Source organism: Nesterenkonia sp. AN1 (assembly GCF_000582475.1).
Lineage (GTDB): Bacteria > Actinomycetota > Actinomycetes > Actinomycetales > Micrococcaceae > Nesterenkonia > Nesterenkonia aurantiaca.
This window is the reverse complement of the sequence record NZ_JEMO01000019.1, coordinates 86,669-107,847: the sequence shown is the minus strand read 5'-3', so window position 1 is coordinate 107,847 and position 21,179 is coordinate 86,669. Positions and strand designations below refer to the sequence as shown.

The following is a 21,179-nucleotide window of genomic DNA, read 5'->3' as shown; positions in this document are numbered from 1 at the left end:
ACCTAGATGATGTCCTGCCCGGTCTCGCGGGCCTTCTTCCAATCGGCGAAGAAGGCGTAGCCGATCACGGCCATCACCGCCAGGACGATCAAGGGCCACATCAGGGTGTAAAGGGTCATCGCAAGGGTGCTCATCGGGGGTCTCCCACTGTTGTCGATTCATGGCTGGCCGAACCGGGGGCGGCTCCGGCCGTGCTGGAGGAAGCTGCGGGGCTGGCTGCCGCGTCGTCGTCGAAGTCGCCGGTCCGCTGCGCGATCAGCGCGAAGTCGAACTCGGCGCTGCCGCGCACGGACATCGCCCAGCAGACGATGGTGCTCACGGCATAGGCGAGAAGCGAGGCGCTGAGCGTGGCGTAGTCATGCAGGAAGCCGATGACGAAGGGTGCCGAGACGACCGCGGCGATCACCGCCACCACCTTGGCCACCTTGACCCCGAAGAAGCCGAAGCACATCAGGCCCAGAATCACGGCGATGCCGACCACCGAGAACAGGTCCACGATGATCCCGACCACGCCGGTGAGCGGGAACCACTCGAATCGGACCGGCACGAAGCAGGCCAGCGCCGCGAGCACCGAGACGGTGAACGCCTTGTTCGTGACCTTCTTCCAGTAGAAGCTCGCCAGCACCGGGAACACCAGCGCGCCCCAGAGGGCACCCACGAACACCAGCAGGTCCAGGATGCTCAGCTGCAGGCTGGCGAAGCTCACCGCCGCGGCGGTAGCCAGCAGCATGGTCACCCGACCCACGAGCAGCATGGTCCGCGGATTGGCCTTGGCCTTTCCGGCGACGTTCTGGCCGTAGACGTCGGCCATCATGATCGAGGACATCGCCGAGAGATCGGAATCCGCGGTGGAGGAGAGTGCTCCGATGATCATCACGAAGAAGACCGCCAGCAGCACCGCAGGCAGATAGCTCGCCGCCAGCTCCGGGATGATGTTGTTGACATCGCCGCCGGTGGGCTCGAAGCCCAGGTAGAGGGCCATCACACCGAACATGCCCACACCGATGACCATCGCGCCATAGCCGATGGTCGCGGTGATGAAGGTCGGCTTGATCAGATCCTCGCGCACCGCGAAGAGTCGCTGCGCGATGGTCTGGTTGCCGATCGCGTAGGCGAGCACCGCCGCGATGTAGGGCGCGCCTTGATTGAGGAACGCCTCGCTGGAGAAGAAGCTCTGCTGCTCGGAGGTGAGGTTCTGCGCGCCGGTCTCGAAGGCGGCGGGAAAGTCCGCGGCGAAGAAGATGAACGGGATGATCACCGCCACCGCCCCGAACATGGCCATGACCTGGATGAAATCGGTGAGCACCGAGGCGCGGAAACCTGACCACAGCGTGTAGAGCAGCACTCCGGCGGCCACGGTGAGCACACCCTGGATGAACGTGAACGGTGAGAGCATCGCGATCAGCACGCCACCGGCGATGAAGTTCGACATCAGCGAGATCAAGCTGCCCACCACGTTGGAACCGGCGAGCATCAGCTGGCTGGAACGGCCGTGCCGAGCATGCATCACCTCCGCGATGCTGTGCGCCTTCGGGGCCACTGCGCGGATCCGCTTGCCGAAGGGGTAGATGAACAGGATCATCAGCGCCCCCCAGAGTCCATAGTGGATGGGCCCGGAGATTCCGTAGGTGTACCCGGCCTCGGCGGAGGCATACATGGAAGACGCCCAGATCCAGGTGGCGGTCATCGATGCCGCCGAGATGCCGAAGCCGATCTTGTTGCCGGCGGTCATGTACTGGTCAGCGTTCTCCTTCTTCTTCCTGATCCGGTGTGAGACCAGGTAAGTCCCCCCGTAGAAGGCCACCAGAAGCAGCACCACCGTGATGGCGCCGAACTGGACTGCGCTTGATTCGTTCACGTTGTATGTTCCCCTCGTTGAGTATCAGTCGTCTCGCATCTTCAGATGCCGCGGCACCGTTGTGTATAGGCATTTTTGGGCGCAGTCGTGCAGGCGTCTGTCAGACCCTGCTTCTTGCTGCTGCGGATCCGTGGCCGGGCTCTCGGCTCATGACGCGGGCTGGTTCTCAGCCTCGGCGGAGCTCGGGCAGGCGGCGCGCGACGGTGTTCCCCTCATGCCGGGCCGAGCCCACCCTCACTCATCAAAGGGGGTGAACCAGGCCACAAGCAGTAGACCGTAACACATCGCTTTTCTCGCCTGACCGGCAGCCTCGGGCGGGACAGCCCGCCCGACAGGGCCTCGTATGGCCCCGCACGCACGGACCCAGTAGACTGAACCCCAGCAGCTTTGACCCGGCCATCACCGGTGAGCTTCCGGGAGAACCGGCCCGCGGCACCACCGCCGCAGCGCCTCAGTAGAGCCGGACGGGTAAGCCCGTCACAGCAGTCATGGAGTGGCCCGACGGCGGCGCGCCCCAGCTCCTCCAAGGGGCAGGAGCGTCAGGCGTGGGGCAAGCAAGGTGGTACCGCGCCCGGCAGGCGTCCTTGTGAGTGCGTCAGACCATCGCTCAGCACCACAGCAGGACGGACCTCCATGACCGAGAACAACTCTCCCGTGTATCCCCGCGCATCAGCCGCCGACTCCGGTGCGCGCCGGATCCCCGCCTCTCCGCGCTTCCCGAGGATCGAAGAGCGCGTGTTGGCGCAGTGGGAGAAGGACGGCACCTTCCAGGCCTCCATCGAGAACCGGCCCACCGAGGACGCCTCGGGTGAGGCCAACGAATTCGTCTTCTACGATGGTCCGCCCTTCGCCAACGGTCTGCCACACTATGGTCACCTGCTCACCGGCTACGTCAAGGATCTCGTGGCGCGATACCAGACCCAGCGCGGGTCCCGGGTGGAGCGGCGCTTCGGCTGGGACACCCACGGGCTGCCTGCCGAGCTGACCGCCATGAAGGAACTCGGCATGACGGACAAGGCCGAGATCGAGGCCTCGGGGTGGACAAGTTCAACGACGCCTGCCGCGCCTCGGTGCTGAGGTACACCGGCGAATGGGAGTCCTATGTGCACCGCCAGGCCCGCTGGGTGGACTTCGAGAACGACTACAAGACGCTCAACGTCGACTATATGGAGTCGGTCATCTGGGCCTTCAAGCAGCTGCACGAGAAAGGCCTGACCTACCAGGGCTTCCGCGTGCTTCCCTACTGCTGGAAGGACGAGACCCCGCTGTCCAACCATGAGCTGCGGATGGATGACGACGTCTACAAGGATCGTCAGGACCCCTCGGTCACCGTGGCCTTCCCGATCACCGGCGGCGGCGCCCACGGTGACGCCCTGGCCGGGGTCAATCTGCTCGCCTGGACCACCACTCCCTGGACACTGCCGACGAACTTCTCCGTGGCCGTCGGGCCCGAGGTGGAATACGTGGTCGTCCAGGCGCCCGCCGATTCGCCGCTTCCCGGCCGGCATCTGATCGCCGCCGAGCTGCTCGGCGCCTACGCCACGGACCTGGGCTTCACCGACGCTGAGGTCACCGACGCGAGGTGACCACCGCCGCTGAGGCCGCAGCCGCCGCCGTCGTCGCCCGCTACCAGGGCACCGAGCTGGCTGGCATCGAGTACGCGCCGCTGTGGGACTACTACACAGATACCGAGACCTGGGGTACGCAGCACGCCTTCCGGGTGCTGGTGGAGGACTACGTCACCACCACCGATGGCACCGGGCTGGTCCACCAGGCCTCGGCCTACGGTGAAGAGGATCAGCGCTCCTCCGAGCAGGCGGGGATCCCGGTGATCCTCTCGGTGGACGAGGGCGCCCGGTTCCTGCCGATGTTCGCCCAGCCCACGCCGACTGGTGAGACCCCGCTGGCCGAGATCGCCGGCCTCCAGGTCTTCGAGGCCAACCGCACCATCATCAACGAGCTCAAGGCCTCCGGCCGGCTGGTCCGTGAGGCGTCTTATGTGCACTCCTACCCGCACTGCTGGCGCTGCCGCACCCCCCTGATCTACAAGGCGGTGACCTCCTGGTACGTGGCGGTCACCCAGGTCAAGGAGCGGATGCTCGAACTCAACGAACAGATCAACTGGATCCCGGGCAACGTCAAGCACGGCCAGTTCGGCAAATGGCTCGAGAACGCCCGTGACTGGTCGATCTCGCGCAACCGCTACTGGGGAAGCCCACTGCCGGTCTGGGTCTCCGATGACCCCGAGCACCCGCGCACCGAGGTCTACGGCTCGCTGGAGGAGCTCAAAGAGGCCTTCGGTGACTACCCGCGCAACGCCGAGGGCGAGCCGGACCTGCACCGGCCCTGGATCGACGCGCTGACCCGGCCGAACCCCGATGACCCCACGGGGAAGTCCACCATGCGCCGGGTCGAGGACGTCCTGGACGTCTGGTTCGACTCCGGGTCGATGCAGTTCGCCCAGGTCCACTACCCCTTCGAGAACGCACAGTGGTTCGCCGATCACCACCCGGCCGACTTCATCGTGGAGTACATCGGGCAGACCCGCGGCTGGTTCTACACCATGCACGTGCTGGCCACCGCGCTCTTCGACCGCCCGGCCTTCACCAACGTGATCAGCCACGGGATCGTGCTGGGCTCAGACGGGCAGAAGATGTCCAAGTCGCTGCAGAACTACCCGGATGTCTCCGAGGTCCTGGACCGAGACGGCTCCGACGCGATGCGCTGGTTCCTGATGTCCTCGCCGATCCTGCGCGGCGGCAACCTGGTGGTCACCGAGGAGGGGATCCGCGAGAGCGTCCGCCAGGTGCTGCTGCCGATGTGGAACGCCTGGCATTTCTTCGGGCTCTACGCCAACACCGCCAACCAGGGCGCCGGCTATCAGGCGAAGTCCGTGGGCGCGGAGGACGTGGCCAGCCCGCTGGACCGCTACATCCTCGCCGCCACCGGTGATCTGGTCCGTGAGGTCACCGCCTCGCTGGACGCCTACGACGTCTCCGACGCGTGCGAGTCGCTGCGCCGGTTCTCCGACACGCTCACCAACTGGTACATCCGACGTTCTCGAGCCCGGTTCTACGCCGAGGATTTTGCCGCCTACGATGTGCTCTACACGGTGCTCGAGACCTTCGCCCGGGTGGCTGCCCCGCTGCTGCCCATGATCAGCGAGGAGATCTGGCGCGGCCTGACCGGGGGCCGCTCGGTGCACCTGGCCGACTGGCCGGACCCGGAGGACTACCTGAGCGACGAGCGCGCCGTGGAGCTGATGGAGCTCACCCGTCTGGTCAGCTCGGCCGGGTCCTCGCTGCGCAAGCAGGCGAACCTGCGGGTGCGCCAGCCGCTGGCCACGCTCACTGTGGCCGTGCCGCAGGCCCCGGCGCTGGAAGGCACCTACCAACAGATCATCGCCGATGAGCTGAACCTCAAAGAGGTCCAGCTGCTCGACGCCGCGCAGACCGATGCCGCGGATTGGGGGATCGGGCAGCAGCTGGTGGTCAACGCCCGCGCCGTCGGCCCCCGGCTGGGCAAACAGGTCCAGCAGGCGATCAAGGGTGCGAAGTCCGGTGACTGGTCGGTGGCCGATGGTGTGGTCACCGCCGGAGGCCTCGAGCTCTTCGAGGGCGAGTACACGCTGAGCACCACGGTGTCGGAACAGCTGAGCGAGAAGGCGGTCACGGTCCTGGACGGCACCGGAGGGTTCCTGGTGCTCGACACCGAGCTCAGCGAGGAGCTGATCAAGGAGGGCACCGCCCGGGATCTGATCCGCAGCATCCAGCAGGCCCGCAAGGACGCCGATCTCCAGGTCTCGGACCGGATCGAGACCACGGTCACCGCCTCACCGGCCATCGTGGAAGCGCTTCAGGCCCACAGGCAGCTTGTCTGCGAGGAGACCCTCACGGTGGATCTGCACCCGGTTCCCTGCGAGACTGCACCCGAACCGAGCATCCATGTGTCCGTCGTCGAAGGAGCTCGAGCATGAGCGAGGAACTGGATCAGTTCTCAGTGGCCAGCGTCTACGCGGAGCTGCTCTCGCGCGCCCCGGAGAACAAGATGGAACCGCGGATGCAGCCCATGATCGAAGCCATGGATCTGCTGGGGGAGCCGAACAGGACCGCGCCGGTCATCCACATCACCGGCACCAACGGCAAGACCTCCACGGCACGGATGATCGAGGCCGGGCTGCTGGCCCACGATCTGCGGGTCGGGCGCTACACCTCTCCGCACCTGAACTCGGTGACCGAACGGATCTGCCTCGACGGGCAGCCGGTGGAGGACGGCACCTTCGTGCGGATCTGGGACGAGGTGCGCCCGTTCATCAGCCTGGTCGATGCCAAGCTCGCCGAGCGCGGCGAGGTGCCGCTGACCTACTTCGAATGCGTCACCATCCTGGCCTTCGCGGTCTTCGCCGACGCCCCGGTAGACGTCATGGTCCTGGAGGTCGGCCTCGGCGGCATCACCGACGCCACGAATGTGGCCGACGGTTCGGTCAGCGTGATCACTCCGATCAGCCTGGACCACACCGACCTGCTCGGCGATGATGAGCGTGACATCGCCCTGGAGAAGGCCGGCATCATCAAGACCGACGGGTTCCTGATCTCCGCCGCCCAGGTGCCGGCCGCCGCCGATGTGCTGCTCGCCGAGGCGCGGGAGAAGAACGTGCCCTACCGCTTCGAAGGTGTGGAGTTCGGCGTCGAATCCCGGGTCCCCGGAGTGGGCGGCCAGCAGCTGAGCGTCACCGGGCTCGCGGGACGCTACCCGGACATCCTGCTGCCCCTGCATGGGGCGCATCAGGCGCAGAACTTCGCCGTGGCGGTGGCCGCGCTGGAGGCCTTCATCGGCGGGGGAGACCAGGAGCTCAACATCGAGAACCTGCGCCTGGCCGCGGAGAACATCAGCGCCCCGGGTCGACTGGAGACGCTGCGCACCGGTCCCAGCATCATCGTCGACGCCGCGCACAACCCTGCGGGGGTCACTGCCAGCGCACAGGCGCTGAAGGAGAGCTTCGGGCTCTCCCGTCTGGTGCTGGTGGTCGGGATCCTGCAGGACAAGGACGCCCGCGAGATGCTCACTGCGCTGTACAAGGAGTATGAGGGACTGGTCGAGGACATCTGCTTCACCCAGTCCACCTCGCCGCGGGCCATCCCCGCCGGGCAGCTCGGAAGCCTCGCGCTCGACATCGGCTACGCCGAGCAGGACATCTACGTCACCGAACGCCTCGACGACGCGATCGACTGGGCGGTCGGACGCGCCGATGAGGCCGACCCCGGCCTGATCGGCGGGGTGCTGATCACCGGCTCGATCACCCTGGTGGGGGAGGCCCGGACACTGCTGGGCGCCCCCGAAGGCATATGAGACAGGAGCAGAGGATGCCCAAGCAGACCCGCGCACAGCGCGAATGGCGCCCCGGACAGGTCAAGGCACCACGGTCGGTGAAGACGCTGTTCGCCTCCACCGTGCTGTGCCTGGAAGCGGTGCTGATGTTCTTCTTCAGCCTCATGGCCTGGGGACTGAACCAGAACGAGTCCTACGCCTGGTGGCTGTTCGGCGGCTCGATCGCCCTGGCGGTCGTTCTGGTCCTCACCTGCGCCATCCTGCAGCGCCCCGGCGGCTACGTCTTCGGCTGGATTCTGCAGTTCGTGATGCTCTTCGGCTTCATCGGCGTGGCCCTGGTGACCAGCGAAGGCCTGATCGTGCCGCTGGCCGCGATCCCCGGGGTGGCCTTCATGGCCTGCTGGTGGTACGCGCTGAACAAGGGCGAACAGCTCGACGACGAAAAGCTCGACCGATTCCGGGCCGAACAGGCCCTGGCAGAGAACCCGACAAGTGAGGAGCACAAGAATGACTGAACGTACCCTGATCCTGGTCAAGCCCGACGGTGTTGAACGAGGCCTGACCGGCGAGATCCTGCGCCGTGTTGAGGCCAAGGGCTACCGGATCACCGCGCTGCAGCAGATCAGCGCGAGCACCGAGCAGCTGGCGCAGCACTACGCAGAACACGAGGGCAAGCCGTTCTACCAGCCGCTGGTGGACTTCATGCTCTCCGGCCCGGTGGTCGCCGCCGTGGTCGAGGGTGAGCGCGTCATCGAAGGCTTCCGCTCCCTGGCCGGCACCACCGAGCCCACCACGGCAGCGCCGGGCACCATCCGTGGCGACCTCGGTCGGGACTGGGGCGAGAAGGTCCAGAAGAACCTGGTCCACGGCTCCGACTCGGTGGAGTCCGCCGAGCGTGAGATCGGCATCTGGTTCAGCTGAACCAGGACCGGCCCTCAGCACGGCTCAGAGCCTGAACACGACGAAGGCCCCGGGGAATCATCTCCCGGGGCCTTCGTCATGCAGGCTCAGCGAATACGGCTGCTGCCGGCCTTCTTCGGCCGGGAGCCGGAGGTGAAGTCGACCTTGATCGGGTCCAGCCGCAGCCGGGTGCGTTCGTAGACCACCTTGGCCGCGCGGGTGCGCCCGTTGGACTTGTGCGAGGTGTACTCCTCGTACTGCTCGCAGACCCACTGCGGGTCGCCGTCGGCGAGCATCTCGCCCTGTTCGATCCAGATCACCCGGGTGCACATCTGTTTGATGGTGCCCAGCGAGTGCGAGACCAGGAAGACGGCACCGGCATTGGCGCGCACCTCGTCGAGGCGCTCCTTGGTGCGGGCCCGGAACTGCGCGTCACCGGTGTTCAGCGCCTCATCGATCAACAGGATGTCCGGGTCCACGGAGGTCGCGATGGCGAACTGCAGACGCGAGGACATGCCCGAGGAATAGGTCTTCAGCGGCATCTCCAGGGCATCGCTGAGCCCTGAGATCTCGACGATCTGTTCGTATTTCGCCGCCGTCTGCTCGGGGGAGAGCCCCATGGCCAGGCAGCCGAGCCGGATGTTCTCCCGGCCGGAGATCTCTTTGACCAGGGCGGCGTTGACGCCGAGCATCACCGGCGTCGAGGTGGCGTAGACCTCGCCGCTGGTGGGGCGGACCTTGCCGGTGAGCAGCTTCATCAAGGTGGACTTGCCGGACCCGTTGGTGCCGATCACGCCGACGGATTCGCCGCGATTGACGATGAAGCTCAGGTTCGACAGGGCGTGGACCTCGGCCCAGCCGGCGCCGGTGATCCGCTTGAGGCCGCGAGAGATTCGCCCCCCGGAATCGTTGTTGCCCGTGGAGGAGCGCACCCGGTAGGTCATGGAGGCGTCGTCGACGACCATGCACACGTTCTCAGGATCCACGGTCTGGATCACCGGAGTCTGCTGGGTGAAGGGATGCTCATCCCAGGCCTCAGCCCGTCCGGCGGCGTCGTCGAGCTCGATGGCGAGGTCCTGGGCGATCAGATCAGCCTCAGAGTCAGTGTGCCGACGTGGGACATAGGGCGTTGAGGTGCTCATCGTTCTTTACCGTAGCTCTCTTCACCGTGCCAGAAGATCAGGAAGCCGATGAGCATGGAGCCCGCCGCCCAGGAGCCCAGGACGATCCAGCGGGCGGGGTCGGCGAAACCGTCGTAGAGCCACGCGTGCCGGAGGATGTCCAGGACGCAGAACAGCGGATTGAGGCCCATCACGGTGTCCAGCCAGTCCACTCCGAGGTCGGAGTAGCGATCTGCGGAGAAGAAGACCGCCGAGGTGTAGAACAGGATCCGGGTGCTGAAGCTGATCAGATGTTTCACGTCGTTGTGCGCGTTGACCGCGCGGGCCAGGGCCAGAGACCAGCCGAGCATCACCATCAGGGCCAAGGCGATGCAGGGGAAGAAGAGCAGCCAGTGCCAGGTCAGGGTGATCGGGATCGACTCCGCCCCGCCGAGCCGCATGTCGCCGATGCTCAGCACCAGCAGCGCCATCACGAAGAACATCGGAATGCTCGAGAAGAGCTCGCGGACCGTGGTGGAGATGACCAGGCAGGCTCGGGGGAAATTGAAGGCCTGGACGACCTTCTGGTTGCCCGCGATGGCGTTGGCACCGCCTGAGACGGCTGCCGTGAAGAAGCGGAAGGTGAACACGCCGATGATCAGGTAGCCGATGAAGTTGTCGATGCCGCGGCCGGTGTTCAACAGCAGGCCGAAGACGAAGAAATAAGCCGTTCCGAACAGGACCGGATTCAGGATCATCCAGATCCGGCCCAGCGAGTCGTAGCTGTTGGCGGAGGAGACGCGGGAGTGCGAGTCGTAATACAGGAAGTGGCGGAAGGACCAGATCTCCCGGATGTAGCGGAAGAGCCCGGGGCGGGCGCCGACCCGGATGAGGTTGCTGCCATCAAGTTGAGCGACCCTGCGAGCGTCGCCCGGCTCCGTGGGTCCACCGGCGCGCTCTAGAGCAGGTGCGGCCATGGTCGTTTCCTTCCTGATGCCTCGATCCGGCAGGGATGCCGTCTCGTTCTCGCTGTCATCTTGCCTCGTTCTGCGAAACGCGCGGACTCGAGGTGCAGGACCGGTTGAGCGCCTGCGAGTCTATCAGCGTCCCCACCCAACACCGGGTCAGCTGGCCGGGGCAGAGAAGAGCCCCGGGACGGACTCCCGGAGCTCACGCTCCAGATGCGGCACCATGGTCTCGACATATTCGTTGGTCAGGTGGTGGCTGTCTCGATAGACCAGGACATTGCCGATCACGGCCGAGCATTGACGGTCGGGGCAGAAGTGCTCGGTGAGATCCAGGCTGTAGGTGTTCTCTGGCAGGTCCAGATCTTCCAGCGGGTTGACCTCCGCGTACTTGCCGTAGTCCGGGGCGCAGTCCAGCTCGTCTCCGCCCTCGGCCAGGCAGTCGGGGACATTATGCTCCTGCCGAGGTGTTCCACGGAGCAGCAGCAGTTCCGACCCGGCGTCTGTGATCGCCTGCCACTGCTCTTCGGCGCCCTCATGGATGCTCTCAGTGCCAGTGTCCTGGGGGATTGTGGTGCCCGGAGTCACCACCAGGTCAGGCTGGTGTTCGGTGAGAACCTCGGGAAAGCCGGCGAGCCATTCGTCGCAGGTGTTGGGATCCTCGGTGTCGAGACCGCGGAACACGCATCCGCCCTTGGTGGCGACCAGCACCTCCCAGTCGTGCTTCTCGGCCAGGATGATCCACGCGTTGTGCCAGTGGCCCGCGTGGGAGCCGCCGGCGAGCATGATGGTCTTGGCGGGGTTCTCCGGCTGGGCGGGATCCTCGCAGACCAGCACCTCTCCGGATCCTGGCTGATCCCCGGTGGGCTGGTGGCAGTCGGTGCGCGCGTATTCGGGCACGCGCCGGGAGATGCCGCCGAGTTCCGGGTAGAACTCGACGTCGTGCGCGGCGTTCTCCGCCTGGATGATGTCCGCACCGGGATAGAGCTTGCGATCCACCCCCGCCATGGCGAGGCCGTCCTGCTGAGGGTCGGTGGTCACCTGGACGTAGGCAGTAGCTCCGAGGCCGCCGACCACAAGCGTGCTTGCGGCCAGGGCCAGGGTCATGGCTCTCCTCGGCCTTGCTGGGTTCTCGGCGCTGGAGCTGCGGGCCAGGGGCTGCTCGATGAAACGGTGGGTCGCCCAGCCCAGCAGCAGGGAGAGAGCGAGCACGATCACTGCGTCGGTGGGTCTGAGCCCGGAGTCGCCGCGGAACTCGAGGGTGAAGATGAGCAGCGGCCAGTGCCACAGGAAGAGCCCGTAGGCGATGTCACCGAGCCGGGTGAACGGCGTGGTGGACAGCAGCGCCGCGGCGCTGACCGGCCTGCGCTGCTCATCCGAGCCGGACGGAGCCGTCGAGACCAGGATCAGCGCCATGCCCATCAGGGGCCACAGCGCCCAGGGTCCGGGGAAGAGCGCCGCCCCGTCCAGGACGAAGCCACAGCTGATCACGAGTCCCAGGCCCAGCCAGCCCGCAGCGGTGCGCGCGGCGCGTGGAATCACGAGCCTGGCACCGAACAGGGCCAACAGCCCGCCGAAGCCCAGCTCCCAGATCCGCGTCTGGGTGAGCAGATACGCCTCTGCCTGATTCTGCTGCTGGACGAGAAGCGCGGCTGCGAAGGAGGCGATCATCAGCAGCATGATCAGCGTCGCCATAGTGGCGGTGAGGGAGAACCGGGACCGCCGGGCCCACCAGACGGCGAGCAGAGCCACCGCGGGCCAGATCAGATAGAACTGCCCCTGGACGGAGAGGGACCAGAAATGCTGAAAAGGGCTGGTCTCCGCGCCTGCCGCCTCGTCGGACAGCTGAGATCGGATCAGTTCAAAGTTCTCGAAGTAGAGCAGCGAGGCGCGCGCCTCGGTGACGAGCTGCGCGTGTCGGGTGAGCGGGAGCAGGATCAGGCCTGCAGTCGTGGTGACCGCGATGACCAGTGCCGCAGGCGCCAGGATCCGCTTCGCAAGGCGCACGAAGTAGCGCAGGAGGTCGATCTTCCCCGTCGAACCCGCCTCCCGCAGCAGCATGGCGGTGAACAGGAAGCCCGAGATGGCCAGGAAGATGTCGATGCCCCCGGAGACCCTGCCCGCACCGAAGAGGTGGAACAGCACGACGCCGGCGATGGCAAGTCCGCGCAGACCGTGCAGCTCGGGCCGGTGGCGACGCTCAGGGAGGGACCCGGTGCCGGACTCAAAGGGTCCGGTGGCGCGGGCATCTAGGGCGGGGACTGGTCGAGGCATTGAAACGAGGGTAACCGAGAGGTGCGCCGGATTCGTGGAAGCCCGCCCGAGATCAGAAGAGGTGGGGCATCTCTTGTCGGAGCTCAGCGTCGAGGATCGGCGCCAGGGATTCCACGTAGTGGTTGGAGAGATGGCTGTGATCGTAGTAGACGGCGATGTTCCCGATCACTGCGGGGCAGACCTCCGCCTCGCAGAGATGCTCGGTCAGGTCAACGGAGTAGATCCCCGCAGGCAGTTCGGGGTCGGCAAGCGGATTCTGCTGCTGGTAGCTGACCGGATCCATTCCGCAGCTCGTCCCGTCACCACCTTCGGCCAGACAATCAGCCACAGAATCTTCTCCGCGCGGGGTCCCGCGCATCAGCAGCAGGTCGGCTCCGCGGTCCATGATGGCCTGCCACTGGGCGGGCGCGCCATCAGGGATGTTCTCCTCCGAGTCATCATTGGGCACCCGGGTGCCGGCAGAGAACACCAGGTCCGGCCCTCGAGTCTCGATGAGGTCCAGCAGGCCCTGGTTCCATTCGTGGCACTCGCTCTCCTGCGGATCTGTGGGTTCGGCGAGCACGCAGCCGGACATGTCGGCGATCAGGAGCTCCCAGTTGTTCTCCGCCGCGATGATCCGCCAGGCATGGTGCCACTGTCCCGCATGAGAGCCACCGGTGATGAGGACGGTCAGCTCTGGATCGGTGGGCTGACCAGGGTCCTCGCAGATCAAGACCTCCCCGCCTGCTCCGTCGTTGTTCTCCCGACGGCAGTCCCACCCGTAGTAGTCCGGACGAGTCTGGCTCAAGGTCTGCGGATCCGGGACGAATTCCACGTCATCGGGAACGTCGATGCCACCCAGAGTGCTCAGCGCCCCCGGGTGGTCGTCCCGGTCGAGGTCGGCGAGCGAGGGAGACCCCGTGCTTTCCAAGTCGATCTGATGCAGCCCGTAGCTGGTGAGCGAGCCGCCTAGCAGAAGCGTCACGGCGGCAATGCGCAGCGGGTCCCGGGAGCCTGTCCTGGGGCGCGCGTTGATCGGCTTTTCCACCAAGGAATGTGTCGCGACCGCGAGCACCAGGGACGCGCCCAGGACGACTACGGCGCCGGATGCGTCCAGGACGCTCTCGTCGTTGAGCTGGAGGAAGAAGACCAGCAGCGGCCAGTGCCAGAGATAGAGCGCGTAGGCGTGGTCTCCGACCCAGGTGAAGGGCTGTCGGGACAGCACTCGGGTGGCGCTGTTGGCAGTATCGGCTGCGCCTCCACTCGGTCCTGCCGACGCCAGCACCAGGGCGAGTCCCAGGAGCGGCCACAGCGCCCAGGGGCCGGGGAACACCTCGGCACCGTTGAACACGAATCCGGTGGAGACAATCAGCGCCACCCCAGCCCAGCCCAGCGGTGCGCGCCACGGCTGCCGCACACTGAGCCGGGCGCCGCACAGCGCCAGCAACCCTCCGAAGCAGAGTTCCCACACCCTGGTGCGGGTCATCAGATATGCGGCGTCCTGATTGGCCTCCCCCATGTATACCGCGTAGCCGAAGGACGCGGCCATGATCACACCGACCAGGACGCCCATGACCAGGATCGGACCGCGGTGCAGGCGCCTGGCCAGGAGGACGGCGAGCAGCGCCACCGCGGGCCAGACCAGATAGAACTGGCCCTGCACCGACAGCGACCAGAAGTGCTGGAACGGACTGGAGTCGGGTCCCGCAGCGTCATACCCGAGCTGGGAGGTGGTGAGCTCTACATTCTCGAAGTACAGCAAGGACGCTCGAGCCTCGGCGAGGAGCTGTCCGTGGCGGGTCTCGGGCATCAGCCAGAGCCCGGCCAGCGTCGTTGCCGCGATGACCAGGGCGGCAGCAGGCAGCAGGCGTCGGGCCAACCGTGCGACGTATTGCCCGATCCGAATCGTGCCTCGGTTCTCGACTGCCTCCCTGAGGAGCATCGAAGTGAACAGAAACCCTGAGATTGCCAGGAAGATGTCGATGCCGCCGGAGATCCGGCCGGCGCCGAAGAGGTGGAACAGGACGACCCCGAGGATCGCCAGGCCGCGCAGTCCGTGCAGCTCTGGTCGGTAGCGCCGTTCCGGAGCGCTCCAGGGGGCGGGGGCAGGTGGGGAGTCTTCAGTCGAGCGGAGCAAGCCGGTCCCCATCACGCAGCGGAGTCCGCCAGCATCCGACTGATGACAGCGGGCGCTGGAGAGCGCCAGGTGCCGAACGTGGGGTATCGATGCAGAGACATGTCCGCACTGTCGGTGACATCGGTGACGACCGCCTCGGCGGTTTCGCTCAGGTCACTCACCCGAAGATCAACCCCTCCCGCAGGCAGTCCGGGAACCGCCCACAGGGCATCGACCGCCAGCCGACGCAGCGGGGCGCTGAGCATCGCCGTGACGTCGAGGGTGACGCCTCCCGCCTTGGGATTCGACGTCCCACTGATATCACGCACTTCCCCGACTGGAAGAGTCACCAGGGGATCGAGCCCCAGGTCAGCCAGCGCGTCGGCGCTGATGTCCGGTGGAGACTCGGCTAGAAAGGCGTTTCGACCGCGGGCCGCAACTGCATCTCGGGCGAGAGTCGCCACGGTTGAGCGTCCGTCGCCGACGATGAAGAGCGGAAGCCGTGCCAGTGCGCCGACCACCGCCTCACCGACGACATAGACCCGAAGATCGGCTCCCGGGACGAACTGCTCGACGAGGAGGTTCTTGGCGCGCCACAGTGGAGACTTCTCCTGCGGCTGGGCTGACTCCCAGGCATGCGCCAGTTCCTGGTGGCTCGAAACATCTGTGGAGATCCCGTCGCCGTGTCTGCCGGCTTGGGGTTTGACCGTGACGGAGCCACCGAGTCCGGCCATGTAGTCTCGGGCTCCCTGCAGGTCTCGCACACTGAACCCACGCCCGACCGGGGTGGGAACGCTCGCCGATTCAAGGCAGTCCTTGACCAGCGCGCGTGATCGCATGACCGTCTTCGCCAGATCGCTCGTCAGCGAGGTGGTGAGCTGGTGGAACCCGCCGATGACCCGGCCGTTCCGGGTGAACGTGCGGTAGCCTTTATGGACCTCAAGGATGCCAGCCTTGCCCTTCTTGGCCGCATCGAGCAAGAGGATGTTGTTGGACTTGAAGGTTGAGTACTCTTCCGGCGCGCTCCAGTCAATCGAGTCGAAGCGGGCGATGAGGCGGCGGCTGGGATCGCTCGGGTCGCGGAATCTCTCGGCTCGTCGTCGCCGCTCGGAGCGCCTAGCCTGATCCGCCGACGAGGTCGAGTCCGTTGCACTTGCCATCGCTATGAATCTCCTCGTCGGTCCAGATTGGTAGGGGTGCTGATCCAGTCTAGGCCGCGTCGGGACGGGGGAGTCTCCCTCTGCTTCGCCCGTCCTGCGGATAGGCTGTTTTCGTCGGTGTGGAGCGGGCACGTCCCCGCTGCACGCCACCAGCCGCAGAATTCGTCACACCTGGCGACACCAGCGAAAGAGGAATCCACGCTATGAAGCGAATCATGCCCATCTACGGGACACGTCCCGAGGCCATCAAGATGGCACCGATCGTCAAGGCGCTGCAGGCCAGCGAGCTCTTCGAGTGCGAGGTCACCGTGACCGGCCAGCACCGCGAGATGCTGGACCAGGTCAACGAGCTCTTCGGCATCGTGCCGGACCATGACCTGAACATCATCCAGCCCCGGCAGACGCTCAACGGGGTGCTGACCCGCACAGTCACCGGACTGGACGCGATCTTCGCGCGGAACAAGCCCGACGCCGTCGTCGTCCAGGGTGACACGACCACCACCACCGCCGGCGCGATGGCCGCGTTCTACTCCGGGATCCCGGTGATCCACGCCGAGGCCGGGCTGCGCTCGTTCAACCTCTACTCACCGTTCCCCGAAGAGGCGAACCGCAAGATGACCAGCCAGATCACCGCGCTGCACCTGGCTCCCACCGGGCAGTCCCGGGACAACCTGCTGCGCGAGGCGCTGCCGGCGCAGGACATAGTGGTCACCGGCAACACCGTGATCGACGCGCTGCTCGAGGTCGCGAGCAAGCATGTGCCGTTCGCCGATGCCCAGCTTGAAGACGCGGCGGCCTCCGGCCGGGACGTCCTGCTGGTCACCACCCACCGACGCGAGAACCAGGGCTCCGCCATGGAGGGCGTGGGCCGCGCGCTGGCCCGCCTGGCCAACCGGTACCCCGAGAAGCTGATCGTGCTTCCGGCGCACCGCAACCCGGTGGTCCGCGAAGCGATCCTTCCCGCCCTGGCTGGGCACGAGAACGTGATCGTCACCGAGCCGCTGCCCTACGGCGAGTTCACCCGGCTGATGAATCTCTCCACCGTGGTGCTCACCGACTCCGGCGGCGTGCAGGAGGAGGCCCCCTCCCTGGGCAAGCCGGTGCTGGTGATGCGGGACAACACCGAACGCCCCGAGGCCGTGGACGCCGGCACCGTCCGGCTCATCGGCACCGCCGAGGAACGAGTGGTCGAAGAGGTCGCCGCGCTCTTCGACGACCCGGACGCCTATTCCGCGATGGCCAATGCGGTGAACCCCTACGGCGACGGCCACGCCGCGCAGCGCACCGTGGCGGCGATCGCTGCGATGTTCGGGCTCGGGGAACGGATGGAAGACTTCCAGCCCAGCCCCGCCGAGTCCGGCGGAGTGTGAGTCCACCCCCGTGCACCTGAAGACCCTGACGGTCCGCGGATTCAAGTCCTTCGCCTCGGCCACGACCTTCGAGTTCGAACCCGGGGTCACCGCCGTGGTGGGTCCCAACGGGTCGGGCAAGTCCAACGTGGTCGACGCCCTGGCCTGGGTCATGGGCGAGCAGGGCGCGAAGTCACTGCGCGGCGGCACCATGGAGGACGTCATCTTCGCCGGCACCACCGAGCGCCAGCCGCTGGGCCGAGCCTCGGTGTCGCTGACCATCGACAACTCCGACGGTGCGCTGCCGATCGAATACTCCGAGGTCACGATCTCCCGGACGATGTTCCGCACCGGGGGCAGCGACTACACGATCAACGGTGCCAAGTGTCGGCTGCTCGACATCCAGGAGCTGCTCTCGGACTCCGGGCTGGGCCGGGAGATGCATGTGATCGTCGGTCAGGGGCAGCTGGATCAGATCCTCCAGGCCACCCCGGAGCAGCGGCGCGGCTTCGTCGAAGAGGCAGCCGGAGTTCTGAAGCACCGGCGCCGCCGGGAACGCAGCGTGCGCAAGCTCGAATCGATGCAGACCAACCTCTCCCGCCTCGAGGACCTGATCGGTGAGATCTCCCGGCAGCTCGCGCCGCTGGGCCGCCAGGCCCGAGTAGCCCGCCGCGCCCAGCGCATCCAGCATGATCTGCGCGATTCGCTCTCCCGGATCATCGCCGATGATCTGGTCCGCGCGGCCACCGCTCTGCACGAATCCAGCCAGGGCGAACAGCAGGACCGGGACGCCGCCGATCAGTTCCGAGCCTCGCTCGCGGCGCAGGACGCGGAGATCGCGCAGCTGGAGAAGCAGGCCGCAGATCAGCGCGCCCACGTCGAGAAGCTGCTGGCGGGACACCACCGGCTCGAGCGGGTCCAGGAGCGACTGCGCTCGGTGGCCTCCCTGGCTCAAGAACGAGCTCGCAGCCTTCGGGCCTCCGCCGTGGTGCAGCAGTCCGGCCGCGACCCGGAGGCGCTGCGCGCTCAGGCCCAGTCCGTGGCCGAGGCCGCCGCCGAGCTCGACGCCGAGGTCACCGCGGACCGGGAACGACTGGAACGCTGCTCGGCCGCGCGGGCGCAGGCCGAGGATGCCTGGAAGGTGGAGGAGACCCGGCTGACCGAGCAGCTGCGCGCCGTCGCAGACCGTCGCGCCGGGCTGGCCACGCTGCGCGGCCGGGTGGACACCGCCCAGGGCCGGATCGACGCGGCGCAGGCGCGTCGTCGCCGTGCGCAGGAGCAGGGCGACGACGCCCGGGCGGCCCAGGAGCGTGCCCGCGGCGAGTTCGCCGAGCTCGAGCAGCGCCTCGCCGGCGTCGAGACCGGCGAAGCTGATCTCGACGCGACTATGAGGCTGCGCATCAGCGACTTGAGACGCTGCGCACCGGCTACGACGAACAGCTCGCCGCGCAGCAGCGGCTGCGCACGCAGATCAATGAACACCGCGCCCGGCTCTCGGGGCTCTCCGCGGCCCGCACCCCTCGCGACGGCGCCGCGGCGCTGCTGCGAGACCGGGCCGAGGACATCGAGGCGCCGCTGGCGCACCGGCTGCGCATCACCCGTGGCTGGGAGACCGCGATCGCCGCCTGCCTGGGCAGTCTGGACGCGGCACTCATCGTGAAGGACGCCGAGACTGCCGCGGAGGCGCTGGGCTGGCTCGCCGCGGAGGACGCCGGCCGGGCACACCTGATCCACCCGGTGCTCACCGGGACCGATACCCGTTCCGAGCAGGTCTCCGCCGGGCTGCCAGACGCTGAGCTTCCCGCGCTTCCCGAGGGCGCGGCCTGGGCCCACCAGGTGGTCAGCGTCGCCGAGGACCAGCAGATCCCGGTGCACGCTGCCCTTGCCGGGGTCGTGCTCTGCGCCGACCAGCCGCAGGCCGCCGGGCTGCTCCAGCGGTCTGAGGTGCGCGCCGCGGTGACCAGTGAAGGGATCATCCTGCGCGCCGGTGAGCGGATCGGTGGCACGGTGCTGGAGAACTCCGATGTGGCGATCACCGCCGAGATCGCCGAGCTCACCGAGGCCGTGGAGCAGCGGGAGCTCGAGCTCGAGGCGCTCGCCGCCGCCTCCGCATCGGATGAATCGGAGGTCAATGCCGCGGAGCTGCGTGTGGAGGCGACCCTGCAGGCTCTGCACGCCAACGATGCCGAGCTGCATGCCATGACCGAACAGCTCGCGCGGCTCCACGCGGAGATGGCGCGCTCCGCCGAGCGGATCGAGACCTCTGACCAGGAGGCCCATGCAGCGCAGTCCTCGGCCGCCGAGGCGCAGCAGCAGTGCCAGGAGGCTCAGTCACGGCTGGAGGCCGCGCAGAGCGAAGACATCGAGGAGGAGCCCTCCAGCGCCGAGCGGGATCGTCTCTCGGCAGCCGCCGCGGCGCGGCGCCGTGAAGAGGTCGACGCCCGCCTGGAGCTGCGCGCCGCCGAGGAGCAGCATAAACAGATGCTTGAGCGGGCCGCCGCGCTGAGGCGCAGCGCCTCCGCTGAAGAGACCCGCAGGGAACAAGCCCAGAAGGTCGCGGAGGCTCGCAGCTCCCGCGCCCAGGCGGCAGAGACCATTCAGGGCGAGGCCGAAACCGCCTTCCAGGCACTGAACGAGGTCCTGCGCCGCTCGGAGACGACGCGCACCGTCGCCGAAACTGCCGGGGCGGCCACCCAGGAGCGCACCACCACGCTGCGCGCCGCACGCCGGAACGACGCCGCCGAGCTGGAGACGCTCACCGCAGCGCTGCACCGGGCCGAGCTGACCCGCACCGAGCTGCGCCTGAGCCTGGAGGCCGCGGAGGCCCGCGGACTCGAGGAGCTCAGTCTCACCGCGGAGTATCTCATCGAGCACTACGGGCCGGACCAGCTGGTGCCACACGCTGAGACGCCGGAGACCGACGAGCGCACCGGTGCGTCCCCGGAGCTCGAGCGCGGAGTGCCCTTCGATCGCTCGGAGCAGGAGAAGCGGCTCACCCGCGCGCGCCGTGATCTGAAGGCACTCGGCAAGGTCAACCCGCTGGCGCTGGAGGAACATTCTGCCCTCGAGGAGCGCCATACCTACCTGCAGGAGCAGCTGGCCGACCTCAAGAGGTCTCGGCAGGATCTGCTCGAGATCATCGCGGATGTCGATGCCACCGTGGAGAAGGTGTTCACCGAGGCCTGGCTCGACACCAAGGTGCAGTTCGAACGGGTCTTCGCCCGGCTCTTCCCCGGCGGCGAGGGCCGATTGGAGCTGACCAACCCCGAAGACATGCTCAACACCGGAATCGAGGTGCAGGCGAGGCCTCCCGGCAAACGGATCCGCCGGCTCTCGCTGCTCTCCGGGGGAGAACGCTCACTGACCGCCGTCGCGCTGCTGGTCGCGATCTTCAAGGCTCGGCCAAGCCCGTTCTATGTGATGGACGAGGTGGAGGCCGCGCTCGACGATACGAACCTTTCACGGCTGCTGGTGATCTTCGAGGAGCTCCGCGAGTCCTCCCAGCTGATCATCATCACCCACCAGAAGCGCACCATGGAGATCGCCGACGCGCTCTACGGGGTGTCGATGCGGCAGGACGGCTCTACCCGGGTGGTCTCGCAGCGCCTCGGCGCGGCGCAGGAGATCAGTGGCGCAGAGCTCACCACGCCGTGACTCTGCGGTAGGAGCCGGCGATGATCTCCTCGAGCACCGTGAGATCCACCTGATCCAAGCGTGGGATGTAGAGACATCCGACTCCGGTGCTGTGCGGACCGAGCCGGTCCAGCGCCTCGGCGTGCGCCTCGACCCCGTCGGGCAGATAGATCGTGGTGGCCTGCCGGCGGGCGGCGAAGCCCGCCGCCGGGGCGTCGCCCTCGCGGCCCGAGGCATAGCGGTAGTGGTAGGCCCCGAAGCCGATGATGCTGCCCCAGAGCTGCGGCTCCTCGGCCGTGACCCGCCGCATCAGCTCCACCATGGTCCGAGCGTCACGCTGCCGAACCTTCGGCGTGATCGCGCTCAAGAAGACGTCCAGGCTGCCGGCAGTGGGTTCCATCGAAACGCCTCTCGTGATGAAGTGCCCCTATCCTGCCATGAGATCGCGAAGCCGGGGGAGGGAATGGTCCCGGGGTTCGTTGCGTTGAGCAACCAGGATGACCGATGGCAGAACAAA

The 21,179-nt window shown here is 67.1% G+C and carries 14 protein-coding genes and 1 pseudogene; 7 read left to right on the top strand and 8 right to left on the bottom strand.

The features are described 5' to 3' along the window. Window positions 1-2: 2 nt before the first annotated feature. Entirely contained in the window at window positions 3-134 is a 132-nt protein-coding gene (locus BG28_RS16285) for a putative transporter small subunit (protein WP_036476397.1), read from the bottom strand. Then, entirely contained in the window at window positions 131-1,858 is a 1,728-nt protein-coding gene (locus tag BG28_RS10235) for a sodium:solute symporter family protein (RefSeq protein ID WP_036476395.1), read from the bottom strand. The genes BG28_RS16285 and BG28_RS10235 overlap by 4 nt, the downstream gene beginning before the upstream one ends. Before the next feature lie 633 nt (window positions 1,859-2,491). On the opposite strand from BG28_RS10235, the pseudogene ileS reads away from it, so the two are divergent. The 4 genes and pseudogenes from ileS to ndk all read left to right on the top strand — a co-directional run bounded on the left by ileS (window position 2,492) and on the right by ndk (window position 8,107). Then, window positions 2,492-5,834: pseudogene (gene ileS / locus BG28_RS10230) on the top strand (isoleucine--tRNA ligase). Then, complete coding sequence (locus BG28_RS10225; RefSeq protein ID WP_036476393.1) at window positions 5,831-7,207, top strand: folylpolyglutamate synthase/dihydrofolate synthase family protein; 1,377 nt, start codon at window positions 5,831-5,833, stop codon at window positions 7,205-7,207. The pseudogene ileS and the gene BG28_RS10225 overlap by 4 nt, the downstream one beginning before the upstream one ends. 14 nt (window positions 7,208-7,221) lie before the next feature. After that, entirely contained in the window at window positions 7,222-7,701 is a 480-nt protein-coding gene (locus BG28_RS10220) for a DUF4233 domain-containing protein (RefSeq protein ID WP_036476391.1), read from the top strand. Then, window positions 7,694-8,107, top strand: coding sequence for a nucleoside-diphosphate kinase (gene ndk / locus BG28_RS10215; RefSeq protein WP_036476389.1), 414 nt, complete (start codon window positions 7,694-7,696; stop codon window positions 8,105-8,107). Before BG28_RS10220 ends, ndk begins: the two co-directional genes overlap by 8 nt. Before the next feature lie 86 nt (window positions 8,108-8,193). Here ndk and BG28_RS10210 read toward each other — a convergent pair whose 3' ends face one another. From BG28_RS10210 to BG28_RS10190, 5 genes are all read right to left on the bottom strand, one after another. Beyond that, entirely contained in the window at window positions 8,194-9,228 is a 1,035-nt protein-coding gene (locus BG28_RS10210; protein ID WP_084479640.1) for an ABC transporter ATP-binding protein, read from the bottom strand. After that, window positions 9,225-10,163 (bottom strand): ABC transporter permease, encoded by a 939-nt coding sequence (locus BG28_RS10205; RefSeq protein WP_051501303.1) that lies wholly within the window; start codon window positions 10,161-10,163, stop codon window positions 9,225-9,227. Before BG28_RS10205 ends, BG28_RS10210 begins: the two co-directional genes overlap by 4 nt. A gap of 147 nt (window positions 10,164-10,310) precedes the next feature. Continuing rightward, window positions 10,311-12,425 (bottom strand): acyltransferase family protein, encoded by a 2,115-nt coding sequence (locus BG28_RS10200; RefSeq protein WP_036476387.1) that lies wholly within the window; start codon window positions 12,423-12,425, stop codon window positions 10,311-10,313. 52 nt (window positions 12,426-12,477) lie between these two features. Then, the gene (locus BG28_RS10195) at window positions 12,478-14,541 is read right to left on the bottom strand and encodes an acyltransferase family protein (RefSeq protein ID WP_161634828.1); all 2,064 of its coding nucleotides are present in this window, start codon (window positions 14,539-14,541) and stop codon (window positions 12,478-12,480) included. A gap of 11 nt (window positions 14,542-14,552) precedes the next feature. After that, window positions 14,553-15,680, bottom strand: coding sequence for a hypothetical protein (locus tag BG28_RS10190; RefSeq protein WP_036476383.1), 1,128 nt, complete (start codon window positions 15,678-15,680; stop codon window positions 14,553-14,555). A gap of 203 nt (window positions 15,681-15,883) precedes the next feature. Here BG28_RS10190 and wecB point away from each other — a divergent pair, with 203 nt between their 5' ends. The 3 genes from wecB to BG28_RS16820 are packed head-to-tail and all read left to right on the top strand — an operon-like array spanning window position 15,884 to window position 20,683. Then, window positions 15,884-17,050: a non-hydrolyzing UDP-N-acetylglucosamine 2-epimerase gene (gene wecB, locus BG28_RS10185; protein ID WP_036476381.1), complete on the top strand. Its 1,167-nt coding sequence runs from the start codon at window positions 15,884-15,886 to the stop codon at window positions 17,048-17,050. A 10-nt stretch (window positions 17,051-17,060) separates the two neighbouring features. Continuing rightward, window positions 17,061-18,689 (top strand): chromosome segregation SMC family protein, encoded by a 1,629-nt coding sequence (locus BG28_RS16825; protein ID WP_369797222.1) that lies wholly within the window; start codon window positions 17,061-17,063, stop codon window positions 18,687-18,689. Then, window positions 18,572-20,683 (top strand): AAA family ATPase, encoded by a 2,112-nt coding sequence (locus BG28_RS16820; RefSeq protein ID WP_369797226.1) that lies wholly within the window; start codon window positions 18,572-18,574, stop codon window positions 20,681-20,683. Before BG28_RS16825 ends, BG28_RS16820 begins: the two co-directional genes overlap by 118 nt. Here the strand turns inward: BG28_RS16820 and BG28_RS10175 are convergent. Then, window positions 20,670-21,062, bottom strand: coding sequence for a DUF1801 domain-containing protein (locus BG28_RS10175; protein ID WP_036476379.1), 393 nt, complete (start codon window positions 21,060-21,062; stop codon window positions 20,670-20,672). The two genes, BG28_RS16820 and BG28_RS10175, sit on opposite strands and share 14 nt — an antisense overlap. Between the last annotated feature and the right edge of the window lie 117 nt (window positions 21,063-21,179).